15 protein-coding genes are annotated in these 16,810 nt (G+C 72.0%); 6 read left to right on the top strand and 9 right to left on the bottom strand.

Features of this window, described 5'->3' with window-relative positions:
* Positions 1-257: 257 nt before the first annotated feature.
* Together ABEB03_RS36630 and ABEB03_RS36635 are read right to left on the bottom strand one after the other, a co-directional pair.
* Positions 258-1,493, bottom strand: coding sequence for an NAD(P)/FAD-dependent oxidoreductase (locus tag ABEB03_RS36630; RefSeq protein ID WP_345657230.1), 1,236 nt, complete (start codon positions 1,491-1,493; stop codon positions 258-260).
* 470 nt (positions 1,494-1,963) lie between these two features.
* Entirely contained in the window at positions 1,964-2,611 is a 648-nt protein-coding gene (locus tag ABEB03_RS36635; RefSeq protein WP_345657231.1) for a sigma-70 family RNA polymerase sigma factor, read from the bottom strand.
* A gap of 337 nt (positions 2,612-2,948) precedes the next feature.
* Here ABEB03_RS36635 and ABEB03_RS36640 point away from each other — a divergent pair, with 337 nt between their 5' ends.
* Together ABEB03_RS36640 and ABEB03_RS36645 are read left to right on the top strand one after the other, a co-directional pair.
* Positions 2,949-3,404 carry an SRPBCC family protein gene (locus tag ABEB03_RS36640; RefSeq protein WP_345657232.1) on the top strand — a complete coding sequence of 152 codons (456 nt, stop codon included), beginning with the start codon at positions 2,949-2,951 and terminating at the stop codon, positions 3,402-3,404.
* An 11-nt stretch (positions 3,405-3,415) separates the two neighbouring features.
* Positions 3,416-4,462 carry a MerR family transcriptional regulator gene (locus ABEB03_RS36645; RefSeq protein WP_345657233.1) on the top strand — a complete coding sequence of 349 codons (1,047 nt, stop codon included), beginning with the start codon at positions 3,416-3,418 and terminating at the stop codon, positions 4,460-4,462.
* Positions 4,463-4,524: 62 nt separating this feature from the next.
* Here ABEB03_RS36645 and ABEB03_RS36650 read toward each other — a convergent pair whose 3' ends face one another.
* Entirely contained in the window at positions 4,525-6,123 is a 1,599-nt protein-coding gene (locus ABEB03_RS36650; protein WP_345657235.1) for an extracellular catalytic domain type 2 short-chain-length polyhydroxyalkanoate depolymerase, read from the bottom strand.
* Between the two features lie 224 nt (positions 6,124-6,347).
* On the opposite strand from ABEB03_RS36650, the gene ABEB03_RS36655 reads away from it, so the two are divergent.
* Positions 6,348-7,388, top strand: a complete 1,041-nt coding sequence (locus ABEB03_RS36655; RefSeq protein ID WP_345657236.1) for an alpha/beta hydrolase — start codon at positions 6,348-6,350, stop codon at positions 7,386-7,388.
* Between the two features lie 99 nt (positions 7,389-7,487).
* Here the strand turns inward: ABEB03_RS36655 and ABEB03_RS36660 are convergent, their stop codons facing one another.
* Together ABEB03_RS36660 and ABEB03_RS36665 are read right to left on the bottom strand one after the other, a co-directional pair.
* Positions 7,488-7,925 carry a cupin domain-containing protein gene (locus tag ABEB03_RS36660; protein WP_345657237.1) on the bottom strand — a complete coding sequence of 146 codons (438 nt, stop codon included), beginning with the start codon at positions 7,923-7,925 and terminating at the stop codon, positions 7,488-7,490.
* Between the two features lie 249 nt (positions 7,926-8,174).
* On the bottom strand, positions 8,175-9,053 hold the full coding sequence (locus ABEB03_RS36665; protein WP_345657238.1) for an alpha/beta fold hydrolase: 879 nt from the start codon (positions 9,051-9,053) through the stop codon (positions 8,175-8,177).
* 169 nt (positions 9,054-9,222) lie between these two features.
* Between ABEB03_RS36665 and ABEB03_RS36670 the strand changes: the two genes are divergently transcribed.
* Entirely contained in the window at positions 9,223-11,202 is a 1,980-nt protein-coding gene (locus tag ABEB03_RS36670) for an AfsR/SARP family transcriptional regulator (RefSeq protein ID WP_345657240.1), read from the top strand.
* Positions 11,203-11,236: 34 nt separating this feature from the next.
* On the opposite strand, the gene ABEB03_RS36675 is transcribed toward ABEB03_RS36670, so the two are convergent.
* The 4 genes from ABEB03_RS36675 to ABEB03_RS36690 form a co-directional block, all read right to left on the bottom strand.
* A complete protein-coding gene (locus ABEB03_RS36675) occupies positions 11,237-12,445 on the bottom strand; it encodes a serine hydrolase domain-containing protein (RefSeq protein WP_345657241.1) in 1,209 nt (402 codons plus the stop codon).
* 135 nt (positions 12,446-12,580) lie between these two features.
* Complete coding sequence (locus ABEB03_RS36680) at positions 12,581-13,027, bottom strand: VOC family protein (protein WP_345657242.1); 447 nt, start codon at positions 13,025-13,027, stop codon at positions 12,581-12,583.
* 197 nt (positions 13,028-13,224) lie between these two features.
* On the bottom strand, positions 13,225-14,088 hold the full coding sequence (locus ABEB03_RS36685) for an ABC transporter ATP-binding protein (protein ID WP_345657243.1): 864 nt from the start codon (positions 14,086-14,088) through the stop codon (positions 13,225-13,227).
* A gap of 118 nt (positions 14,089-14,206) precedes the next feature.
* On the bottom strand, positions 14,207-15,649 hold the full coding sequence (locus ABEB03_RS36690) for an aldehyde dehydrogenase (protein ID WP_345657244.1): 1,443 nt from the start codon (positions 15,647-15,649) through the stop codon (positions 14,207-14,209).
* Positions 15,650-15,840: 191 nt separating this feature from the next.
* On the opposite strand from ABEB03_RS36690, the gene ABEB03_RS36695 reads away from it, so the two are divergent.
* Together ABEB03_RS36695 and ABEB03_RS36700 are read left to right on the top strand one after the other, a co-directional pair.
* Positions 15,841-16,329: a TetR/AcrR family transcriptional regulator gene (locus tag ABEB03_RS36695; RefSeq protein ID WP_345657254.1), complete on the top strand. Its 489-nt coding sequence runs from the start codon at positions 15,841-15,843 to the stop codon at positions 16,327-16,329.
* Between the two features lie 236 nt (positions 16,330-16,565).
* A complete protein-coding gene (locus ABEB03_RS36700; RefSeq protein ID WP_345657245.1) occupies positions 16,566-16,745 on the top strand; it encodes a hypothetical protein in 180 nt (59 codons plus the stop codon).
* Positions 16,746-16,810 lie beyond the last annotated feature (65 nt).

Genomic DNA, 16,810 nt, shown 5'->3' on the forward strand with positions numbered 1-16,810 from the left:
TGCCGGGCCGACCGCCTGAGTGTCGCGCTCATGGCACCCATGACGTCCTTCGCGCCCGTGGCGCCCGTGGCGTCCTTCGCGCCCGTGCCGTCCCTGACGTCCTTCGCGCCCGTGCCGTCCGTGGCGTCCTTCGCGCTCTTCGTGTCCCCCGGACCGGCGCGGCACGCCTCGCCAGCGCGTCGACGCCGGGTCGTGCCGTGCGGCCGTCCGCCCTCGCCGGTGCGGTCCGAGCCCCGCTCGGCCGTGGCCCGGTCCGGTTATCGGCCCGAGTGGCGCAGCACCGCGCGCGCCGCCCGGCCGCCGGAGGCCAGAGCGCCCTGCACGGAGCCGGTGGCCCGGTGGTCACCGCACACATAACGGCCGGAGCCGACACGGGTCGTGCGGGTGAGCGGCTGCGGGGGCGGCATCGCGGGCAGGGCGTCCGCGATCGTGCGGACCGCCACCCGGCTCCACTCCGCCGTGTCGGTGTCGTACGCCTCGGCCAACGCCTCGCGCACCGCGTCCTCGCGGCCCGGCAGGTCCTCGCCGAGGACGGATGTGACGACCAGGGCGGCTCCTCGGGGCGCGTAGCCGGGCACCACTTCGCTGAGGACACACGTGTTGACGAACCGGCGCCGCGCGTCGGTCATCAGGGTCGGCTCGGTGAGCGGTGACTTCGGGGCCGCGTGGTAGTACGACGTAACGGTGCGGTAGGCCGGGACCGGCAGGCCGGGCAGCAGCCGGGCGGCCGGGCCGGGCCCCGTCGCCACCACGACGGCACGGGCGGCGGTCTCGGTGCCGTCGACACCCAGCACCCCGTCGTCGGTGAGGCGTTGCACAGGGTGGCCGAGGCGGAGGGTGCCCGGCGGCAGCGAGGCCGCCAACTGGTCCGGGACGGCGCCGACACCCGCGGCCGGCAGGCACAACGTGCCGCGCAGCATGCTGCGCCACACGAGGTGGAAGACCCGGCTGGACGTCTCCAGTTCGTCCTCCAGGAAGACACCCGACAGGAACGGCCGCAGGGCGTCCTCGACGAACGTCCCGGACAGGCCACTGGCGTTGAGGGCGTGCCGGGTCGTGTGCTCCTTGCCGCGTTTCAACGCGCCTGCCGGCACGAGCGCGTCGCGGACCGACAGCCTGCCCAGGGCGAGCAGGTCGCGTGTACCGGCGCCGTGCCCGGACACCAGTCCCGCGGCGTGCCGGGGCCGACGGCTGGGGTCGCTGAAGCGGATGCGTCCCCGGCCGGTGTGCGCGAGGAATCCCGGTGTGAAGGGGCGCAGTCGCAGCGGGCGGAGCTCCAGACGTCGTTTGACCTGTGGGTAGGCCGTGTTGAACACCTGGAACCCCCGGTCCACCACGAAACCGTCGACGCGGTCGGAGCGCATCCGGCCGCCGACCCCGTCCGAGGCTTCGAGGACGCGCACCTTCATCCCGGCGGCGCTCAGGTCGCTCGCACACGCGAGTCCCGCCAGGCCGGCGCCGACCACGACGACGTCCGCTTCATCGGTGGGCATTGCCCTGTCCTTTCGTGCCGGGGAACGGCCGTCGGGCCGTCGCACGGTGCGGCGCCGGACGACCGGCGCGCGCCTGCGTGCGGATGGCCTGCCAGACGCGGGGTGGTGGAGCGTGCAGAGGGTCGTACGGGCGTGAGCTCCTGCCCGCGGCCACGACGCGCCGGAATTCCGCGAACCGGCTCCGGCACGGCGCGCATGCGGCGAGGTGGCGTGCGTCCGACGGGCGTGCCGCCTCCCCGCCGTCGAGGGCGTCGTGCGCCAGGTCGGCGGGATGCAGGTGGGGGGTCTGCCGGGGATCGCTCATCGGTCACACCTCCGCGGGCGATCGGCGCCGTCGTGCACACGGCGCGGACTGCGGACGACATACTCTCTTCGCCGAGACGCGACCCCATCGGATGCACCTGCCGCGGGACGGCCGCCCATGACCGCCGACACAGGTCGCATCGATGGTGCGTCGGTACTACGGGTGGTCACCCGTGGGCACAGGTGCTGTCGGCTGCTCGAAGCCCCCGATCGGCGTCCTGAAGCCTGCGGGCGAGCCGATGCAGCCCACGCCGGGCGTGGCTCTTGACCGTGCCGAGCGGCCAGCCGGTGAGCCGAGCGATCTGGGTCTGCGTGAGATCGTCGTAGAAGGCGAGGCTGAGCACGCGTCGCTGCGGTGCGGGCAGTCGGGCCAGTTCGACGCCTATGACGACGCGGTCCACCACGGCGTCCGGCTGGGGTGGGCCGTCCTGGGTGTCCAGCGACAGCTTCGCGCCGGCCGCCGCGACGAGTTCGGAGCGCCGGGTACGGGCCGAGAGCGCGTCGGCGATCTTGCGCCGGGTGATGCCCACCAGCCAGGCCGACAGCGCACCGCGTTGGGGCGAGTAGCCGCCGCGGCCGCGCCAGGCCGCCAGGAACACCACCTGGGTGACGTCCTCGGCCTCGCGCGCGTCGCCCAGGGATCGCCTCGCGAGTGTGTACACCAGCGAGCCCCATCGCTGGTACATGGCCGTCAGACAGGCTTCGTCCCCTCGCCTGAATCCTTCGGCGAGCTGCTCGTCGGCGAGTGACTCCTCCACCGGCGCCCACAGCGACAGGTCGTCGCGGGAGTGCTCGCGGGTCTGGATGGTGGACATGACGACTGCTCCTCGCGCCGTGGAAGACCGTCTCCTCGCGGGACGGGCGTTTCTCCCGGTGGAAGTGGCGGACCGTGCGTTCGCCGTGCCGTCCCCGGATACCGGGATGCACCGGTCGCTCCGGGCGACGTCACGCTCCCACCATGCGGCGCAGGAATGCATCGATACAACTTGCATCGAGTCTGCATCGATAAGCTGTCGCAGGGTGCTTCCTGCGAGATGGGTCCCGATGCCTCCTCCCGGGTGACACCTGCATCCACGGTGGTGGCCCACGCCGAAGGGAGGGTGTCCACCCGTACCGGCGATGTCCGCCGTGTGTCCGAGAGGGAAGAGGCCCATGGTCCGAGTCGAGCGCGCCGTCCTCCTTGGCCATCCGCTGCCCGATGTCGTGCGCTGGCTCGCGGACTTCTCCCACGCCGTGGCCTGGGATCCCGGCACCGTCAGCTGCGAGCGGATCGGGAGCGGCCCGGTCACCAAAGGCGCCGAGTGGCTCAACGTGTCGCAATTCCGCGGCCGTCGCACCGAACTGCGCTACCGGCTCGTGCGGCACCAGCACGATCGTCTGACCTTCGTGGGGCGCAACAGGACCGCGACGTCGACGGACGACATGCTCTTCGAGGGCCGGGGCGAGCGGACGCTGCTCGTCTACCGGGCCCGCATCGATTTCCACGGCTGGGTCCGGGCGGCCGGCCCCCTGCTGAAGCGGGAGTTCGAGCGGATCGGCAACGAAGTGTCCCGACAGCTGCCCCAGGCCCTGGACCAGCACTTCGGTTCCGGCGTCCGGCTGAACTGAGGGGACTCGCCATGGAGGTGAACGCCCACCAGGCGGCGGAACCCGCCGACGCGGGTGTGACGACCGGATTCCTGGCGCGCAAACTGGGTGTGTCCCCCATGACGCTGCGGTCCTGGGACCGCCGGTACGGACTGGGTCCGGCCGTGCGGGCGGACGGACGGCATCGTCGCTGGTCCCCGGACGACGTCCGCATGATGCAGGAGATGTGTCGGCTGACGACGGCGGGCGTGCCGCCCGCGGAGGCCGCCCGCACGGCCAAGAGACATGCCCGTGCCCACGGCACACCGGCGGCCGACCCGCTCGGCCCGTCCCCCGTGGCGACGGACGGGCGCGCGGTCACGGCCTCCGCGCGCACCCCGCCTCCCGAGGACGAGGCCCTTGACGGCGAACCGCTCGCCGGGGACGCGCGCAGGGAATGCCGGGGTCTGGCCTCCGCCGCCGTCCGGCTGGACGGCGCGGCCGTGCAGCGGCACCTGACCGGCGCCGTACGCGCCCACGGCCTGGCCATGGCCTGGGAAGAGGTGATGATGCCCGCCCTGCACGCGGTCGGACGCAAGTGGCAGGCTTCGGACGACCGTCATGTCGAGGTCGAGCACCTGTTGTCCTGGCACGTCTCCGCCACCCTGCGCCATGCGTATGTGACCGCGGCCGCGGCCCGGGAAGCCCTCCAGGATGTCTCCCCCGTCCTCCTCGGGTGTCTCCCGGGCGAGCCGCACACCCTGCCGATCGAGGCACTCGGCGCCGCCCTCGCGGAGCAGGGCGCGGCCGCCCTGATGCTGGGCGGCGACGTCCCGGCGGAGGCGTTCCTCGCGGCCGTCCATCGCGTGAGTCCTCTCGCCGTGGTCCTGTGGTCCCAGTCCCGCTCCACCGCGAGCCTCCCGCTGGCACGTCACATCGCCGCCGAACGGTGGGGAGTTCAAGGTGCCCGGACCCACACCACGGTGCTGTTGTGCGGGCCCGGTTGGGACCGGCGGACCGAACCCGGGCTACTGCGTCCCTACGGGCTGCGCGACGCCGTTCGCATGATCGGCTCGCTCGCAGCCGAGCGGCCGAACTGACCTTCCCGTGACCGGCGGAGAGTTCGCCGGCCACGGGAAACCCGTCTCCCGCGGGTCTGTCGCTACTGGTACTCGACGGTCAGTGTCGCCCGGGTGTCCTTGTTGACGAAGAGGTACGCGGTCGAGGCGGGGTTCGATTCGAAGCGGAGGCGCACCTGGGTGGTGCCCGTCCGGTCGATCGCGGCGAGCCCCGCCGCCGACAGGTCGGTGGAGGACCTGCTGCCGGACGAGAAGGATCCGACGACGGCGGCGCCGGACGCGGTGGCGGCGGCCGCCCAGTCCGAGGCCTCGACGGAACATCCGCCGAGGCAGCCCCTGTTCACGTCGACGAGCAGCCGGTTGCCCGCGGGACTGGACCAGGGGTCCCCGGCGCCGCTGCTCCTGGTGAGCGTCACGTACGCACGGGTGATCTGCTTGCCGGCGGGGATCTGCGAGGTGTCGAAGGACAGCACCGTCCGGTTGTGCTTGCCGTCGCTGCCGCGGCCGACGGCGAGACCGTACGTGCCCTCCAGCGTGCCGACGGCCGCGCCCGAACCGTCCGCGGCGGCCTTCACGTAGCCGTCCTGGGCGTCGACGCTCGCTGCCGTCACCGAGTTCTGCGCCGGTGGCGGGGTGCTGCCGGTGAGCGCCTTCACCATCGCCATGATCGTCTCGATCTGCTTCCCGCCGTGCCGTGCGTAGGCGGAGTCTCCGAGGTAACCCCACCAGTTCCAGCAGCCGTTGGGGTTGTCCAGTGTGGTCGTCGCGACGGCCTGCGGATACAGGACGATGAGGTTGTTCGTGTCGGCGTACTCGTCGAGGTACGCCTTGTCGATGAACTGGCTGCCGAAGCCCTGGTACGAGTAGCCCTGCTTGCAGCCGTGCAGGGCCACGACCAGCTTGCAGGCCGCGCCGCCCGCGCAGGCCGTCGGTACGTAGACGAAGCCCTTGTCGTCCATCGAGACGGCCTTGGCGGCGCCGCCCGGCGCGTACTTGTTCTGGTCGAACTGGGTGAGGGTGCCGCCGGGGCTGCCGCTCGGGGCGGCGACGGAGCCGAGCAGATGGCCGAGCAGGTCGCGCTCGGCGTCGAACCCGCAGTTGTTGATCCACGGACTCTGCGTGACGGTGCAGGAGTTCGGGCCGAGCGGGCTGATCCAGGCGTGTCCCGCGGTGGTGCTGCTGTCGTAGCGGACCTGGGCACCGAACCGGCCGTAGTAGGCGGCGAGCGCGTCGGCCACCGGGCGCTTGACGGTCGTGTCGCCGGAGCCGCTGAACACGTAGACGGGGTCGCCCGACAGGTTGGCCACGGGGTCGACGAGGCCTTGCGCCGACCAGTCCCGCGTCGTCTGTTCCAGCTTGTCGAGCTGGAGGTCCTGAAGGGTGTCCATGCAGGCGTTCAGGGCCTTGTTCAGGTCGTTCTGCGCGCAGTCGTACGGCCCCGCGGCGAAGACCGCAGACCCCTTGAACGTTCCGGAGTACGCCACATGGAGCTGAGTGGCCATGTATCCGCCGGAGGAGACTCCCGCGCTGTACACGGCGTCGACGTCGTAGGGCCTCAGGTCCCCCGGCACCGGAGCGGGCGCGGCGGCGGCGTCGGTCGCCGTGGGCAGCACGAGGACCGCTGCGACGAGCGACAACAGGACGATCAGCCGGCGGAACAGGGCAGCTGGCGACGCTCTCATGGGCACTCCGTCGAGTGTGAGTCACGGTGGATGGGTGTCCGGGAGGTTAAGTCCGCCCACAGGAGCCGGATATGGGGGCGGAACCCACAAGAGCACGCTCGCCTATGGGTGTGGTCGGTTGCGTGTGTGCGCATGCGGAGGCGTTGCGGAGGGCACACGGCATCGAAGCCCGCCTCGTGCGTGACATGGAGCGGGACCGTCTCCCGATTCCGACTGGATGGCCCGTGGAACTGAACCCCCCGCCGTTCGACGGCGAGCTCGAAGGCCTGGCCGACGCGCTGGCACAGCACATGAACAGCGCGCTGTCACCGGGCGAGCTGGTCGCGCTGCGTGCCGAGCAGGTTCCCCTGATGCCCACGAACGAGGACCTCGCCCGCGACGGCGCCTTCCACGTCGAGGAACGGACCGTCCCGGGACCGGTCGGCGCGCCCGGCGTCCGCCTCCTCGTGTGCCGCCCGTCGGGCGCCCGAGGAGCTCTTCCGGTGCTGCTCCATCTGCACGGCGGCGGCTTGATCATGGGCAGCAGTCGCCTCGGGGTGGACTCGCTCCTGCCGTGGGCGGCGGAACTCGGACTCGCCGTGGTGTCCGTGGAGTACCGGCTGGCACCGGAGCACCCGTACCCGGCGGCCCTCGACGACTGCTTCGCAGCGCTGGAGTGGCTCGCCGGGCATGCCGAGGACATCGCGATCGATCCCGGGCGCATCGTCGTGACCGGAGTCAGTGGAGGCGGCGGGCTCGCCGCGGCCCTGTGTCTGTTCACCCGGGACCGCGGGGGCCCGCGGCCACTGGGGCAGGTGCTTCTCTGCCCGATGCTCGACGACCGCAACGACAGTCCCTCCGCCCGTCAGATGGAGGGGCGGGGAATCTGGGACAGGGAGTCCAACGGCACCGCCTGGCGGCACTTCCTGGGCGGTCTGCACGGCAGCGACGACGTGCCCGGCTACGCGGCTCCGGCACGGGCGGAGGATCTTTCCGGCCTTCCCCCGGCTTTCCTGGACGTGGGTTCGGCGGAGACGTTCCGCGACGAGGTGGTCGCCCACGCCTCGCGCATCTGGCAGGCCGGCGGAGTGGCCGAACTGCACGTGTGGCCCGGGGGCTTCCACGGATTCGACTTCGCCGCTCCGCAGGCCGCCGTCTCTCGCGAGGCGCGCGCGGCGAGACTGCGCTGGCTGCGCCGTCTTCTCTCCAACGATTCCGCCGATTCCGAAGATTCCGCCGTCTCCCCCGCCGAGCCCGGCCCCGCGCCCGAAGGCCACCGACGCTGAGCCCCTGCCCGGCACACCCACCGCGCCACGCCGACGCGCACCGTCCGCGCCGGAGCGCGGGGCTGCCCCCCGACGGGGGAACGGACCGTCCGGGCAGGGCTATTGGAAGTCGCACCCGGGGTTCGCCGCGTCCTCCGAGAAGGGGGCGCCGTGCGGCAGGACGTAGAGGACTTCGAGGACGACGTCGGTGGTTCCCAGGTTCCTGCCGATGTGCACGTTGCCGGGGCCCGCCGGCTCCTTCAGCGCGCTGCCTCTGGGGTAGACACCGTCCGACGTGCACGTCGCGTCGAAATGGGACAGGGTTCCCTGCCTGACGTACCCGTAGAGGACGCCGTCGTGATAGTGCCATCCGGTCGCCTGGCCGGGCGGTATGGTCACCTCCCGCAGGATGTAGTCGGTGCCGCCGACCGTGGTCTGTGAGACGACCCGGCCGGTGACCCCGGGGCCCGCAGGCGTCGCCTGGGCGGCGGGGGCCAGCGCCGAGACGGCGGTGATCAGTGATCCGGCGACGGCCAGTCGAGCCAGTGCGTGCGTCACGCAGGTCCTCCTCGTAGAAACTCACCGCCACACCTCGCGGCCGGGGCCGACGACGAATCGGTCCCCGGGTCCGCGAGGTACTGCGGCCGGCATCCTCGGTACGACCGGTTCGGCCGCAACTCGGCTGCGGCCGAACCGACTTGCCCATTCTGGTCGTGCGCGAACCGGAGCGGCCACCGGTTCCGGGATGCGTGCGGGCCCTTTCCGCATGCGCGCCCGGGCTTCCGCGCGAGCCGGCCCGGGCCCGGGTCAGCGGGCCATCAGGTCCCGCAGGGCCTTCGCGATGTCGCCGGGTGCTTCCTCGGCCATGAAGTGACCGCACGACACGGTGGAGTGCCGCAGGTCCGCGGCCCAGGCGCCCCACAGTGCGGCGGCCTCGTACCCGAGGGCCGCGCCCCAGTCCTGCTGAAGCACCGACACCGGCATGGTGAGTTGCCTCCCGCTCGCGCGGTCCGCCTTGTCGTGCTCGACGTCGATGCCCGCCGAGGCGCGGTAGTCGGCGACGATGGACGGGACGGCGCCACGGCACGCCTCCAGGTAGACGTCGCGAACGCCGGCCGGCAGGGCGTCGGGCGCCTTGATCCAGGCGTCGAGGAAGTGGCCGAAGAAGGCGTCGGCACTGGCCTCGATCATCCGCTCGGGCAAGCCGGCCGGCTGGGCCATCAGGTAGAGGTGGAAGCCCACGGCCGCCGACGTGCCGTGGAGCGCCTCCCACATGTCCACGGTCGGCAGGACGTCCAGACAGGCCAGGTGGGTGACGACGTCGGGGTGGTCGAGTCCGGCCCGGAACGCGACGAGAGCACCGCGGTCGTGGCCAGCGAGGGCGAAGCGTTCGTGGCCGAGGGCGCGGGCCAGCGTGACGACGTCGTCCGCCATGGTGCGCTTCGCGTAGGTGTCCGGGCTCTCCTCCCGCGGTTTGTCGCTGTCGCCGTAGCCGCGCAGGTCGGGGCAGATGACCGTGTGGTCGGCGGCGAGGTCCGCGGCGACGTGCCGCCACATCAGGTGGGTCTGCGGGAAACCGTGCAGCAGCACGACCGGCGGGCCGCTCCCGCCCACCGCGACGTGCAGTTCCACTCCGTCGTCCACCCGCACGCGTTGGTGGTCGAATCCGGTCATGGTGTGTGTCATGGCGCTTCTCCTCGGTCCGTTGGCGATCGCCGTTCCTGCCGCCGTGAGGTGGTCCCCGGCGGCTGACGGGTTCCAGGCTGCGGGGCGCGGATCAGCAACGGATGAACGCTTGTAGGTTGGACGGGTCGACGCGTGGAGAAGCGGCAGGTGGAAGGGACGGGCAGCGGCGGTGAGGGTACGGTTCGGGGTGCTCGGGGCGGTGACCGCCTGCGACGAGACCGGTGACCCGCTGCCGCTCAGAGGACCGCGGCACCGCGCGGTCCTGGCCCGGCTGATCGTCGCCCGCCGACGGGTGGTGCCCGTTTCCCGGCTGGTGGAGGACCTGTGGGAGGACCCCCCGGCCGACGCGGTGGGCACGGTGCGTACGTTCGTCGGCGACCTGCGGCGTGCCGTCGAACCGGACCGGGCGCCCAGAACCCCGCCCCGGCTGCTGGTCACGGAGGGACCCGGTTACGCGCTGCGGGCGGCGAAGGACGACGTCGACGCCTGGCGGTTCGAGCAGGTGATGGACGGCCTGGACGACGCCGGGCCCGCGCAGGTGGCGGACCTGCTCGCCGAGGCGCTCACCTGGTGGCGCGGCCCCGCCTTCGCGGACTTCGGCGACGAACGCTGGCTGCGCGCCGAGCGCTCCCGGCTCACCGAACTGCGACTCCACGCCGTCGAGCGCATGGCGCAGGCGCGCATCACCCTGGGGGCGGCGGCCGAGGCGGTGCCCGACCTGGACGCGCACGTCACGGAGCATCCGTGGCGGGAGGAGGCGTGGCGTCTGCTGGCGCTGGCGCTCTACCGCTCCGGCCGTCAGGCCGACGCGCTGACCGTGCTGCGGCGGGCGCGCGGCATGCTGCGCGAGCATCTGGGCGTGGACCCGGGGCCTCGGCTGCGCCGGCTGGAGGAGGACGTGCTGCGGCACGCGGATCATCTGGACCCGGACGCGGCACAGACCGTGGACGGGGTGTGGGCGCGGGCCACGGCGGCCTACGAGACTGCCGTGGCGGCACGGGCACGGACCAGACTGGAGTCGACGGCGGGGCTGATGCGGGACCTCGCCGTCACGGGCGGGGGCGGCCTGGAGGCGGCGCGGCAGCACCGGGCCGCGGCGGTGGCGGCCGCGGAACAGCTGGGTGACCCCGAGCTGACGGCACGGGTCATCGGCGTCTACGACGTACCGGCGATCTGGACGCGTTCCGACGACCCGGAGCAGGCTCGACGGCTGGTGGGAGCGGCGGAGCGGACCCTGCGGTCGCTGCCCGCGGAGGGACACGAGGGCGCGCGATGCCGACTGCTGGCGACGGTCGCCGTGGAATCGCGGGGCACGCTGCCGCCGGAGGAACCGGCGTCGGGTGAGCGCGCGTGGCCCGTGCGGGCGGCCCGGCAGGCGGAGGAGATCGCGCGGCGTCTCGGGGATCCGTCCCTGCTCGCCTTCGCGTTGAACGGCGTGTTCATGCAGTCGTTCCAGCGAGCCGGACTGGCGGCGCGACGCGACGAGGTGGGGGCGGAGCTCGTGGCGCTCTCGTCACGGCACGATCTGGTCAGGTACGAGGTGCTGGGGCATCTGATCCGCCTCCAGTCACGGTGTGCGCGGGCGGACCTGGCCGGGGCCGGCCGTCACGCGGACGCGGCGGACGAGCTGTCCGCACGGCACGAGCTGCCGCTGGTGTCGGTCTTCACCACCTGGTTCCGCGCGCTGACGGTCGCGGCGACGGAGCCGCCGGATGCCGCCCTGGACGCCTACCGGCGGGCGGCCGAGTCGCTGCGCGGGGCCGGGATGCCCGGCCTGAGCCGCGGTCTGCTGCCGCTGGCGCTGATGAGCGTGCGGGTGCGGCACGGAATGCCCCTCGCGGGGGACGGTGACGTGGACCTGGGTCCGTACGAGCCCTGGGTGCGTCCCGCGCTCCTGGTGGACGAGGAGCGTGCCGAGGAGGCGTGCGAGGCACTGCGGTGCCTGGCCTCACCGCCGCGTGACCTGATGTTCGAAGCCCTGTGGTGCCTCGTGGCGCGGGCCGCCGTCGCCGTGGGCGACCGGGGCGTGATGGAGCGGGCGCGGGCGCACCTGCTGCCGGCGGCCGCCGAGGAGGCGGCGGGCAGCGGCCTGCTCTCCCTGGGCCCGGTGGCGAGCCGGCTGGCGGAGCTCGACGCGGCGCTGCGCTGACGTGGTGGCGGTCGGGGTCCGTCGCCCGGTCGCCTCAACCGGTGGCCAGCGGATGATCGGGGGCCAGGACCGCGGCGATGCGTTCGGCCACGACCTGGGCGGTGTTCTTGTCGGCCGGCGTCTTGGGCCCCTCGGTCGTGGACACGGCGATGGACAGCTGCTGCTCCGGCAGATACGCCTGGACGGCGGCGTAGCCGGAGAACGAGGGGTTCTGCATGATCCAGCCGTTCAGCACGATCACCCCGAATCCGAAGTGATGCGCTTCGGTCATCGCGACGCAGACGGTGGCGGGACAGCCGGACGTGGCACGGCCGAGGCCCACGGTCCCCGGGTCGAGCTGGGTCCGGAAGCCGCCGCGGGAGAGCAGTTCGCCCGTCCCGATGGCCTTCGCGGAACGGGCCAGGTCGCAGATGTCGGAGGTGATGACGGCGCCGGGGGCCGTGGTCCATGACGGATTCCAGAAGGTGGACTCCTCATAGAGGCCGCGCTCGGAGGTGAAGGCGTGCAGGACCGGGGTGGCGATGTCGGGGGTGAAGCTGTTGCTGGTCTCGTGGAGCCCGAGGGGGCCCATGACGCGCTCGTCGAGCAGTCTGTCGAGCCGGGTCCCGGTGATCTTCTCCAGCGCGGCTCCGAGCAGGACGAAATTGGCGTGCGAGTAGCTCCAGTTGGTGCCCGGCTCGTACCACAGCGGGTGGCCGGTGGAGTAGTCGAGGAGCTGCTGGGGTGTCCAGTGGCGGAACGGAGCCGCTTCGAGCGCGGCGACGAACTTGGGGTCGGTCACGTAGTCGTGCAGGCCCGAGGTGCTGCTGCCCAGCATCCGGAGGGTGATCCTGTCGCCGTGCGGTACTCGGGGCAGCCATCGCGACACCGGCTCGTCGAGGCGGACCTTGCCCTCGTCGACGAGTTGCAGCAGGACGGTGGCCATGTAGGCGATGCCCACCGAGCCGGACCGGAAGCGCATGTCGGGCCGTGCCGGCACGCCGGTCATGGACTCCCCGACAGCCTTGGTGACGATGTCCTTGCCGCCCGAAGTCACGCTCAGGACGACGGAGTTCAGGTCCAGGTCGCGTTCGGCCCGTTCGGCGACGTCCAGGACCTGACGAGCCCTGCCCTGCGACGGCTCCGGGGAGTTGACGCAGGAGGACCGCCCGGCGGCGGCCGCGGTCACCGCTGCGGCCGGGGCCGGGAGTGTCGCGGCGACCAGGGCGGCGGTGCACAGCAGCGCCGTACGCGTACGCATCATGGCTGCGCCCATCGATGACCGAAGAACGGCCGAACCATCATAAATCTCTTCGGAGCGGGCTACCCGCCGGACGGAATGCGGCGGCCTCGCCGACCCGAGATCAGGGGTGGGAGAGGCCGCAGCCGGGAGCCGCGGTCACCGGCCGGGCAGCCGCTCCGTGATCTCCTGGAGGACCCAGCCGTTGCCGTCGGGGTCGGTGAACGAGGCGAAGGACCCGTAGCTGGCCCGCTCGGGGGCCGCCCCGGGCACCCGGCCGGTCTCGCCCGCCTGGTGGAAGATCCCGGTGTCGTCGTGGAAGGGGCCGGTCACCTCCACGCCGCGGCCGGTGAGTTCCTCATGGGCCTTCTCGATGTCGGAGACGATCAGGTAGAGCCCCTGGGCCGAGCCGGGTTCCGCGTCGGTGATGCCCTCGCCGAAGATGACGGAGCACGCGGAGCCCGGAGGCGTCACCTGCACGACCCGGTAGCCGTCCTTGACGGGCAGGTCCGCGTCGAGGCGACCGCCCAGCTGACGCGTGTAGAAGTCCTTGGCCCGGTCGACGTCGGAGACGGGCAGTACGACGACTTCGAGTTTCAAGTCCATGGCTGTGGTCTCACTTTCGGAGCTCTGCCGGTGGGGGCACCGCCGTCAGCGGGGACGACCGGCCGTGTGAGGGCACCACGGGAATCCCCTGCCAATGAGCTCCAAAATACGCCAGATATGCCAATTATCCGATTTGACGCCCGCCGGGGTGACATCGAGGCGCTCGTGAGGTCGCCTCGCTCACGGCGCCACCTCGCTCACGAGGTCGCCTCGGCCCCGATGTCGGCACGTTCCCCTGTGAGGCTGCCCGAATACGCGGCCCAGCGGCCGTCGTGCCGGACCACCCGGACGGGACGGCCGAAGCAGGCCGTCATCCACGGCGCGGTCAGTACGCCGCCGACCGGGCCGCCCGCCAGGATCCGGCCCTCGCGCAGGAGCAGCGCGTGACCGACCGCGGGGAACAGCTCCTCCAGATGGTGAGTGACCGTCACGGTGGCCAGGTCCGGACGGCTTTCGGCCAGCCGCTGCATCGCCTCGACGAGATCCTCGCGCGAGGGCAGGTCCAGCGCGTTGAACGGCTCGTCGAGCAGCAGCAGGGGCGGTGCGGGCATCAGCGCCCTGGCGATCAGGATGCGCGCCCGCTGCCCGCCGGAGCACACCGCGTAGGGCCGGTGGGCGAGCTCCTTGACCCCGAGTTCCGCGAGGAGCGCCTCGGCACGGCCGCGCACCTCGTCGTCGTACGTGCGCCACAGCGGCTGGACCGTGCCGCTGTGCCCGGTGAGGACGACGGTGCGGGCGTCGACGTCCTTCGGCACGGCCTGAGCCGAGCTCACATGGCCGATGCGGGTGCGCAGTTCGCGTACGTCGACCCGGCCGAGGCGGCAACCCAGTACTTCGACGCCGCCGGTCGTGGGGTGCATCAGGGCGCCGAGCAGCTTCAGCAGTGTCGTCTTGCCGGCGCCGTTGGCACCGAGCAGCGCCCAGTGCTCTCCGGCGCGTACGGTCCAGTCGACCTCCGAGAGGATCGTCTGCCCGTTCGTGTGGCGGCGGACGCCGACGCCCTCCAGGGCGACGACGACGCCCCGGTCCTCGGACGTTCGCCCTGCCGTCGTCTCGGCCATGCCTGGACTCCCTCCGGCGCTCGGAACACCACCCGGCACATTAGATGTACTGGACACCGTATTGCCGGGGGTGTCCGCCTCTTGGACATCGGCGCGCCCCTCACCTCCGAGCGGGCCGTCACACGGTGACGGTCTTGTACTCGATGTACTGGGCCAGTCCGACGGCCCCGTACTCGCGGCCGATCCCGCTGGCCTTGAAGCCGCCGAACGGCCCGTCGAAGCCGATGGACGCGCCGTTCACGGTGACGGTGCCGGTCCGGATGCGACGGGCGACATCGAGGGCGTGCGCCTCGTCCGCCGACCACACGCCGCCCGACAGGCCGTACTCGGAGTCGTTGGCGATGCGGACGGCCTCGTCCTCGTCGTCGTAGGCGATGACCACGAGGACGGGGCCGAAGATCTCCTCCTGCGCGATCCGCATCGTGTTGTCGACGTCGGCGAACACGGTCGGGGTGACGTAGTTGCCGCCCTCCAGTCCGGCCGGGACCTGGGGGCCGCCGGTGACGAGCCGGGCACCTTCCCGGATGCCGAGCTCGATGTAGTCGCGCACGCGCTGCTGCTGATCGCGGCGCACCATCGGGCCGATGAACGTCTCGGGGTCGCCCGGGTCGCCGACCTTCAGGGACTCCACGAGATCCTTGAGGGCGGCGACGACCTCCTCGTAGCGGCCGCGCGGCGCGAGGATGCGGGTGTGCGCGATGCAGGACTCGCCGTTGTTGAGGAGGGAGGCGAACTTCAGCCCCTGGACCGCCTTGTCCAGGTCGGCGTCGGGCAGGATGACGGCGGCGGACTTGCCGCCCAGTTCCAGGCTGACCCGCTTGAGCTGCTCGCCCCCGATCGACGCGATCCTGCGGCCGGCGCGCGTCGAGCCGGTGAACGCGATCTTGTCCACGTCGCGGTGCGACACCAGGTACTCACTGGTCTCGCGGTCGGCGGGAAGCACGCTGATCACGCCTTCGGGCAGGCCCGCCTGCTGGAGCAGTTCGGCCAGGAACCCCATGCTCAGGGAGTTCTCCGGGGAGACCTTGAGGACGACCGTGTTGCCCGCGAGGAGCGCGGGGATGATCTTGGCGTTGGCGGCGGAGAACGGCGAGTTCCACGGAATGACGGCGGCGACGACACCGACGGCTTCGCGGCGCAGCAGGCTGCGCACGGGCGAGGCGGGGTCGCCGGGAGCGAGTGCCTCCTCCCAGTCCAGTTCCTCCGCTGCCTTGAAGTAGGCGTTGGCCTGCCGCGAGAGCCCGGGCTGACCGGCGAGCGTGAACCACCGGGCCGAACCGTTCTCCGCGGAGATGAGCTCGGCGATCTTCTCCGCATGGGCCTCGCGCAGCGCGTTGTACCGCCGCAGGACGGCGATGCGGTCCGCGGGTGCCGTACGCGGCCAGGGGCCGGCGTCGAAAGCGGCACGGGCGGCCGCCACCGCGCGGTCCACGTCGGCGGGCTGGGCCTGAGCCGCACGGCCGATCACGGTCCGGTCGTGCGGGGACTGGATGTCGAGCAGCTCCGCACTGCTCGGCGCGACCCATGAACCTCCGACGAAGAGCTGGTCGTACGTGATCATCTGGGATCCCTCTGCATGAGTTCGATGGACTCTCTCGAGCCTTAAATGTCACTACACCGTAGCACTTACATCAATGACAGCTACATCCATGCGCCAGTATGTGACAGAGGAGTCACGTCGACGTCTAAACTGAGGGAGTGAGAGCCGACGCAGCACGCAATCTGGAAACCGTCCTGACGACCGGCGCGCGCATGCTCGCGGCCGATCCGGCCGCGAGCATCGCGGCCATCGCCACGGAGGCCGGCGTGGACCGCCGGACCGTCTACCGGCGCTTCGCCTCGCGCGAAGCCCTCCTGGCCGCCATCTACGAGGCCCGCCTCAACGCCATCGAAGAGGCCGTCGAGGCCGCCCGACTGCGTGAGGCCCCCGTCACCGTGGCGCTGCACCGGTACGTGGAGGGGATCATCACGGTCAACCGCAAGTGGCCCGTCGAACTGACCCGGATGCGCGCCGAGGAGTCCATCCGCGCGCGCCGCAACCGCGTGATCCGGGAGGTCGACGCCTTCCTGGAACGCGCCACCGACGAGGGACTGCTCCGCTCCGGCCTGCCCGCGGGATGGGCGAGCTCTCTGCTGCCACAGCTGATGCATCTGGCCTCACAGCAGCTGCCGCACCTCAGTGACGCCCAGGCGGCCGACCATGTCGTCGACACCCTGCTGCACGGCGTCGGCACGGCTTGATCCCGCCGCTGGACACGAAGTGGTCCGACGGCTCGGCGCACCTTCAATCCGTCACCATCTTGACAGGTGACGGCGAGACTGCGAGCATCGTCACCAGTTCAAGCGGTATCGCGGGCGGACCCTCCTGAGCAACGATGGAGGATGCCGCCGACGTCCCGCCGGCTGCGAGCAAACCGTTCACGGCGGCCGCCCCGTCCGCCCGGATGGGCCCGCCGGGGCCCGGTCGAGGAGAGCACATGTCACGCAAGGAAGTGGCCGCGGACACCGTCGCCGAAGCGGCTCGCCGCGCACGCTTCGGCGCACTGCCGGAGCGCATCCGCCTGGAGGACACGGTCGAGGAGAGGCCCGCCTCGGCGCCGGACCCGGCCAAGGACACCTTCAACTACGACGAATGGCTCGTCCGCACGTGCCTGTGAGACCCCCGGCCGGCATCCGGCGGGGATGAGCGTACGACGGCGAGGCGTGGAGATCCCGGGATCTC

This window comes from Streptomyces siamensis (genome assembly GCF_039543605.1).
Lineage (GTDB): Bacteria > Actinomycetota > Actinomycetes > Streptomycetales > Streptomycetaceae > Streptomyces > Streptomyces siamensis.

Bases quoted from the DNA above. Each gene is read 5' to 3' on its own strand.
- ABEB03_RS36630 (WP_345657230.1), bottom strand. From the start codon at position 1,493: ATGCCCACCGATGAAGCGGACGTCGTCGTGGTCGGCGCCGGCCTGGCG.
- ABEB03_RS36635 (WP_345657231.1), bottom strand. From the start codon at position 2,611: ATGTCCACCATCCAGACCCGCGAGCACTCCCGCGACGACCTGTCGCTG.
- ABEB03_RS36640 (WP_345657232.1), top strand. From the start codon at position 2,949: ATGGTCCGAGTCGAGCGCGCCGTCCTCCTTGGCCATCCGCTGCCCGAT.
- ABEB03_RS36645 (WP_345657233.1), top strand. From the start codon at position 3,416: ATGGAGGTGAACGCCCACCAGGCGGCGGAACCCGCCGACGCGGGTGTG.
- ABEB03_RS36650 (WP_345657235.1), bottom strand. From the start codon at position 6,123: ATGAGAGCGTCGCCAGCTGCCCTGTTCCGCCGGCTGATCGTCCTGTTG.
- ABEB03_RS36665 (WP_345657238.1), bottom strand. From the start codon at position 9,053: ATGACACACACCATGACCGGATTCGACCACCAACGCGTGCGGGTGGAC.
- ABEB03_RS36675 (WP_345657241.1), bottom strand. From the start codon at position 12,445: ATGATGCGTACGCGTACGGCGCTGCTGTGCACCGCCGCCCTGGTCGCC.
- ABEB03_RS36680 (WP_345657242.1), bottom strand. From the start codon at position 13,027: ATGGACTTGAAACTCGAAGTCGTCGTACTGCCCGTCTCCGACGTCGAC.
- ABEB03_RS36685 (WP_345657243.1), bottom strand. From the start codon at position 14,088: ATGGCCGAGACGACGGCAGGGCGAACGTCCGAGGACCGGGGCGTCGTC.
- ABEB03_RS36690 (WP_345657244.1), bottom strand. From the start codon at position 15,649: ATGATCACGTACGACCAGCTCTTCGTCGGAGGTTCATGGGTCGCGCCG.
- ABEB03_RS36695 (WP_345657254.1), top strand. From the start codon at position 15,841: ATGCTCGCGGCCGATCCGGCCGCGAGCATCGCGGCCATCGCCACGGAG.
- ABEB03_RS36700 (WP_345657245.1), top strand. From the start codon at position 16,566: ATGTCACGCAAGGAAGTGGCCGCGGACACCGTCGCCGAAGCGGCTCGC.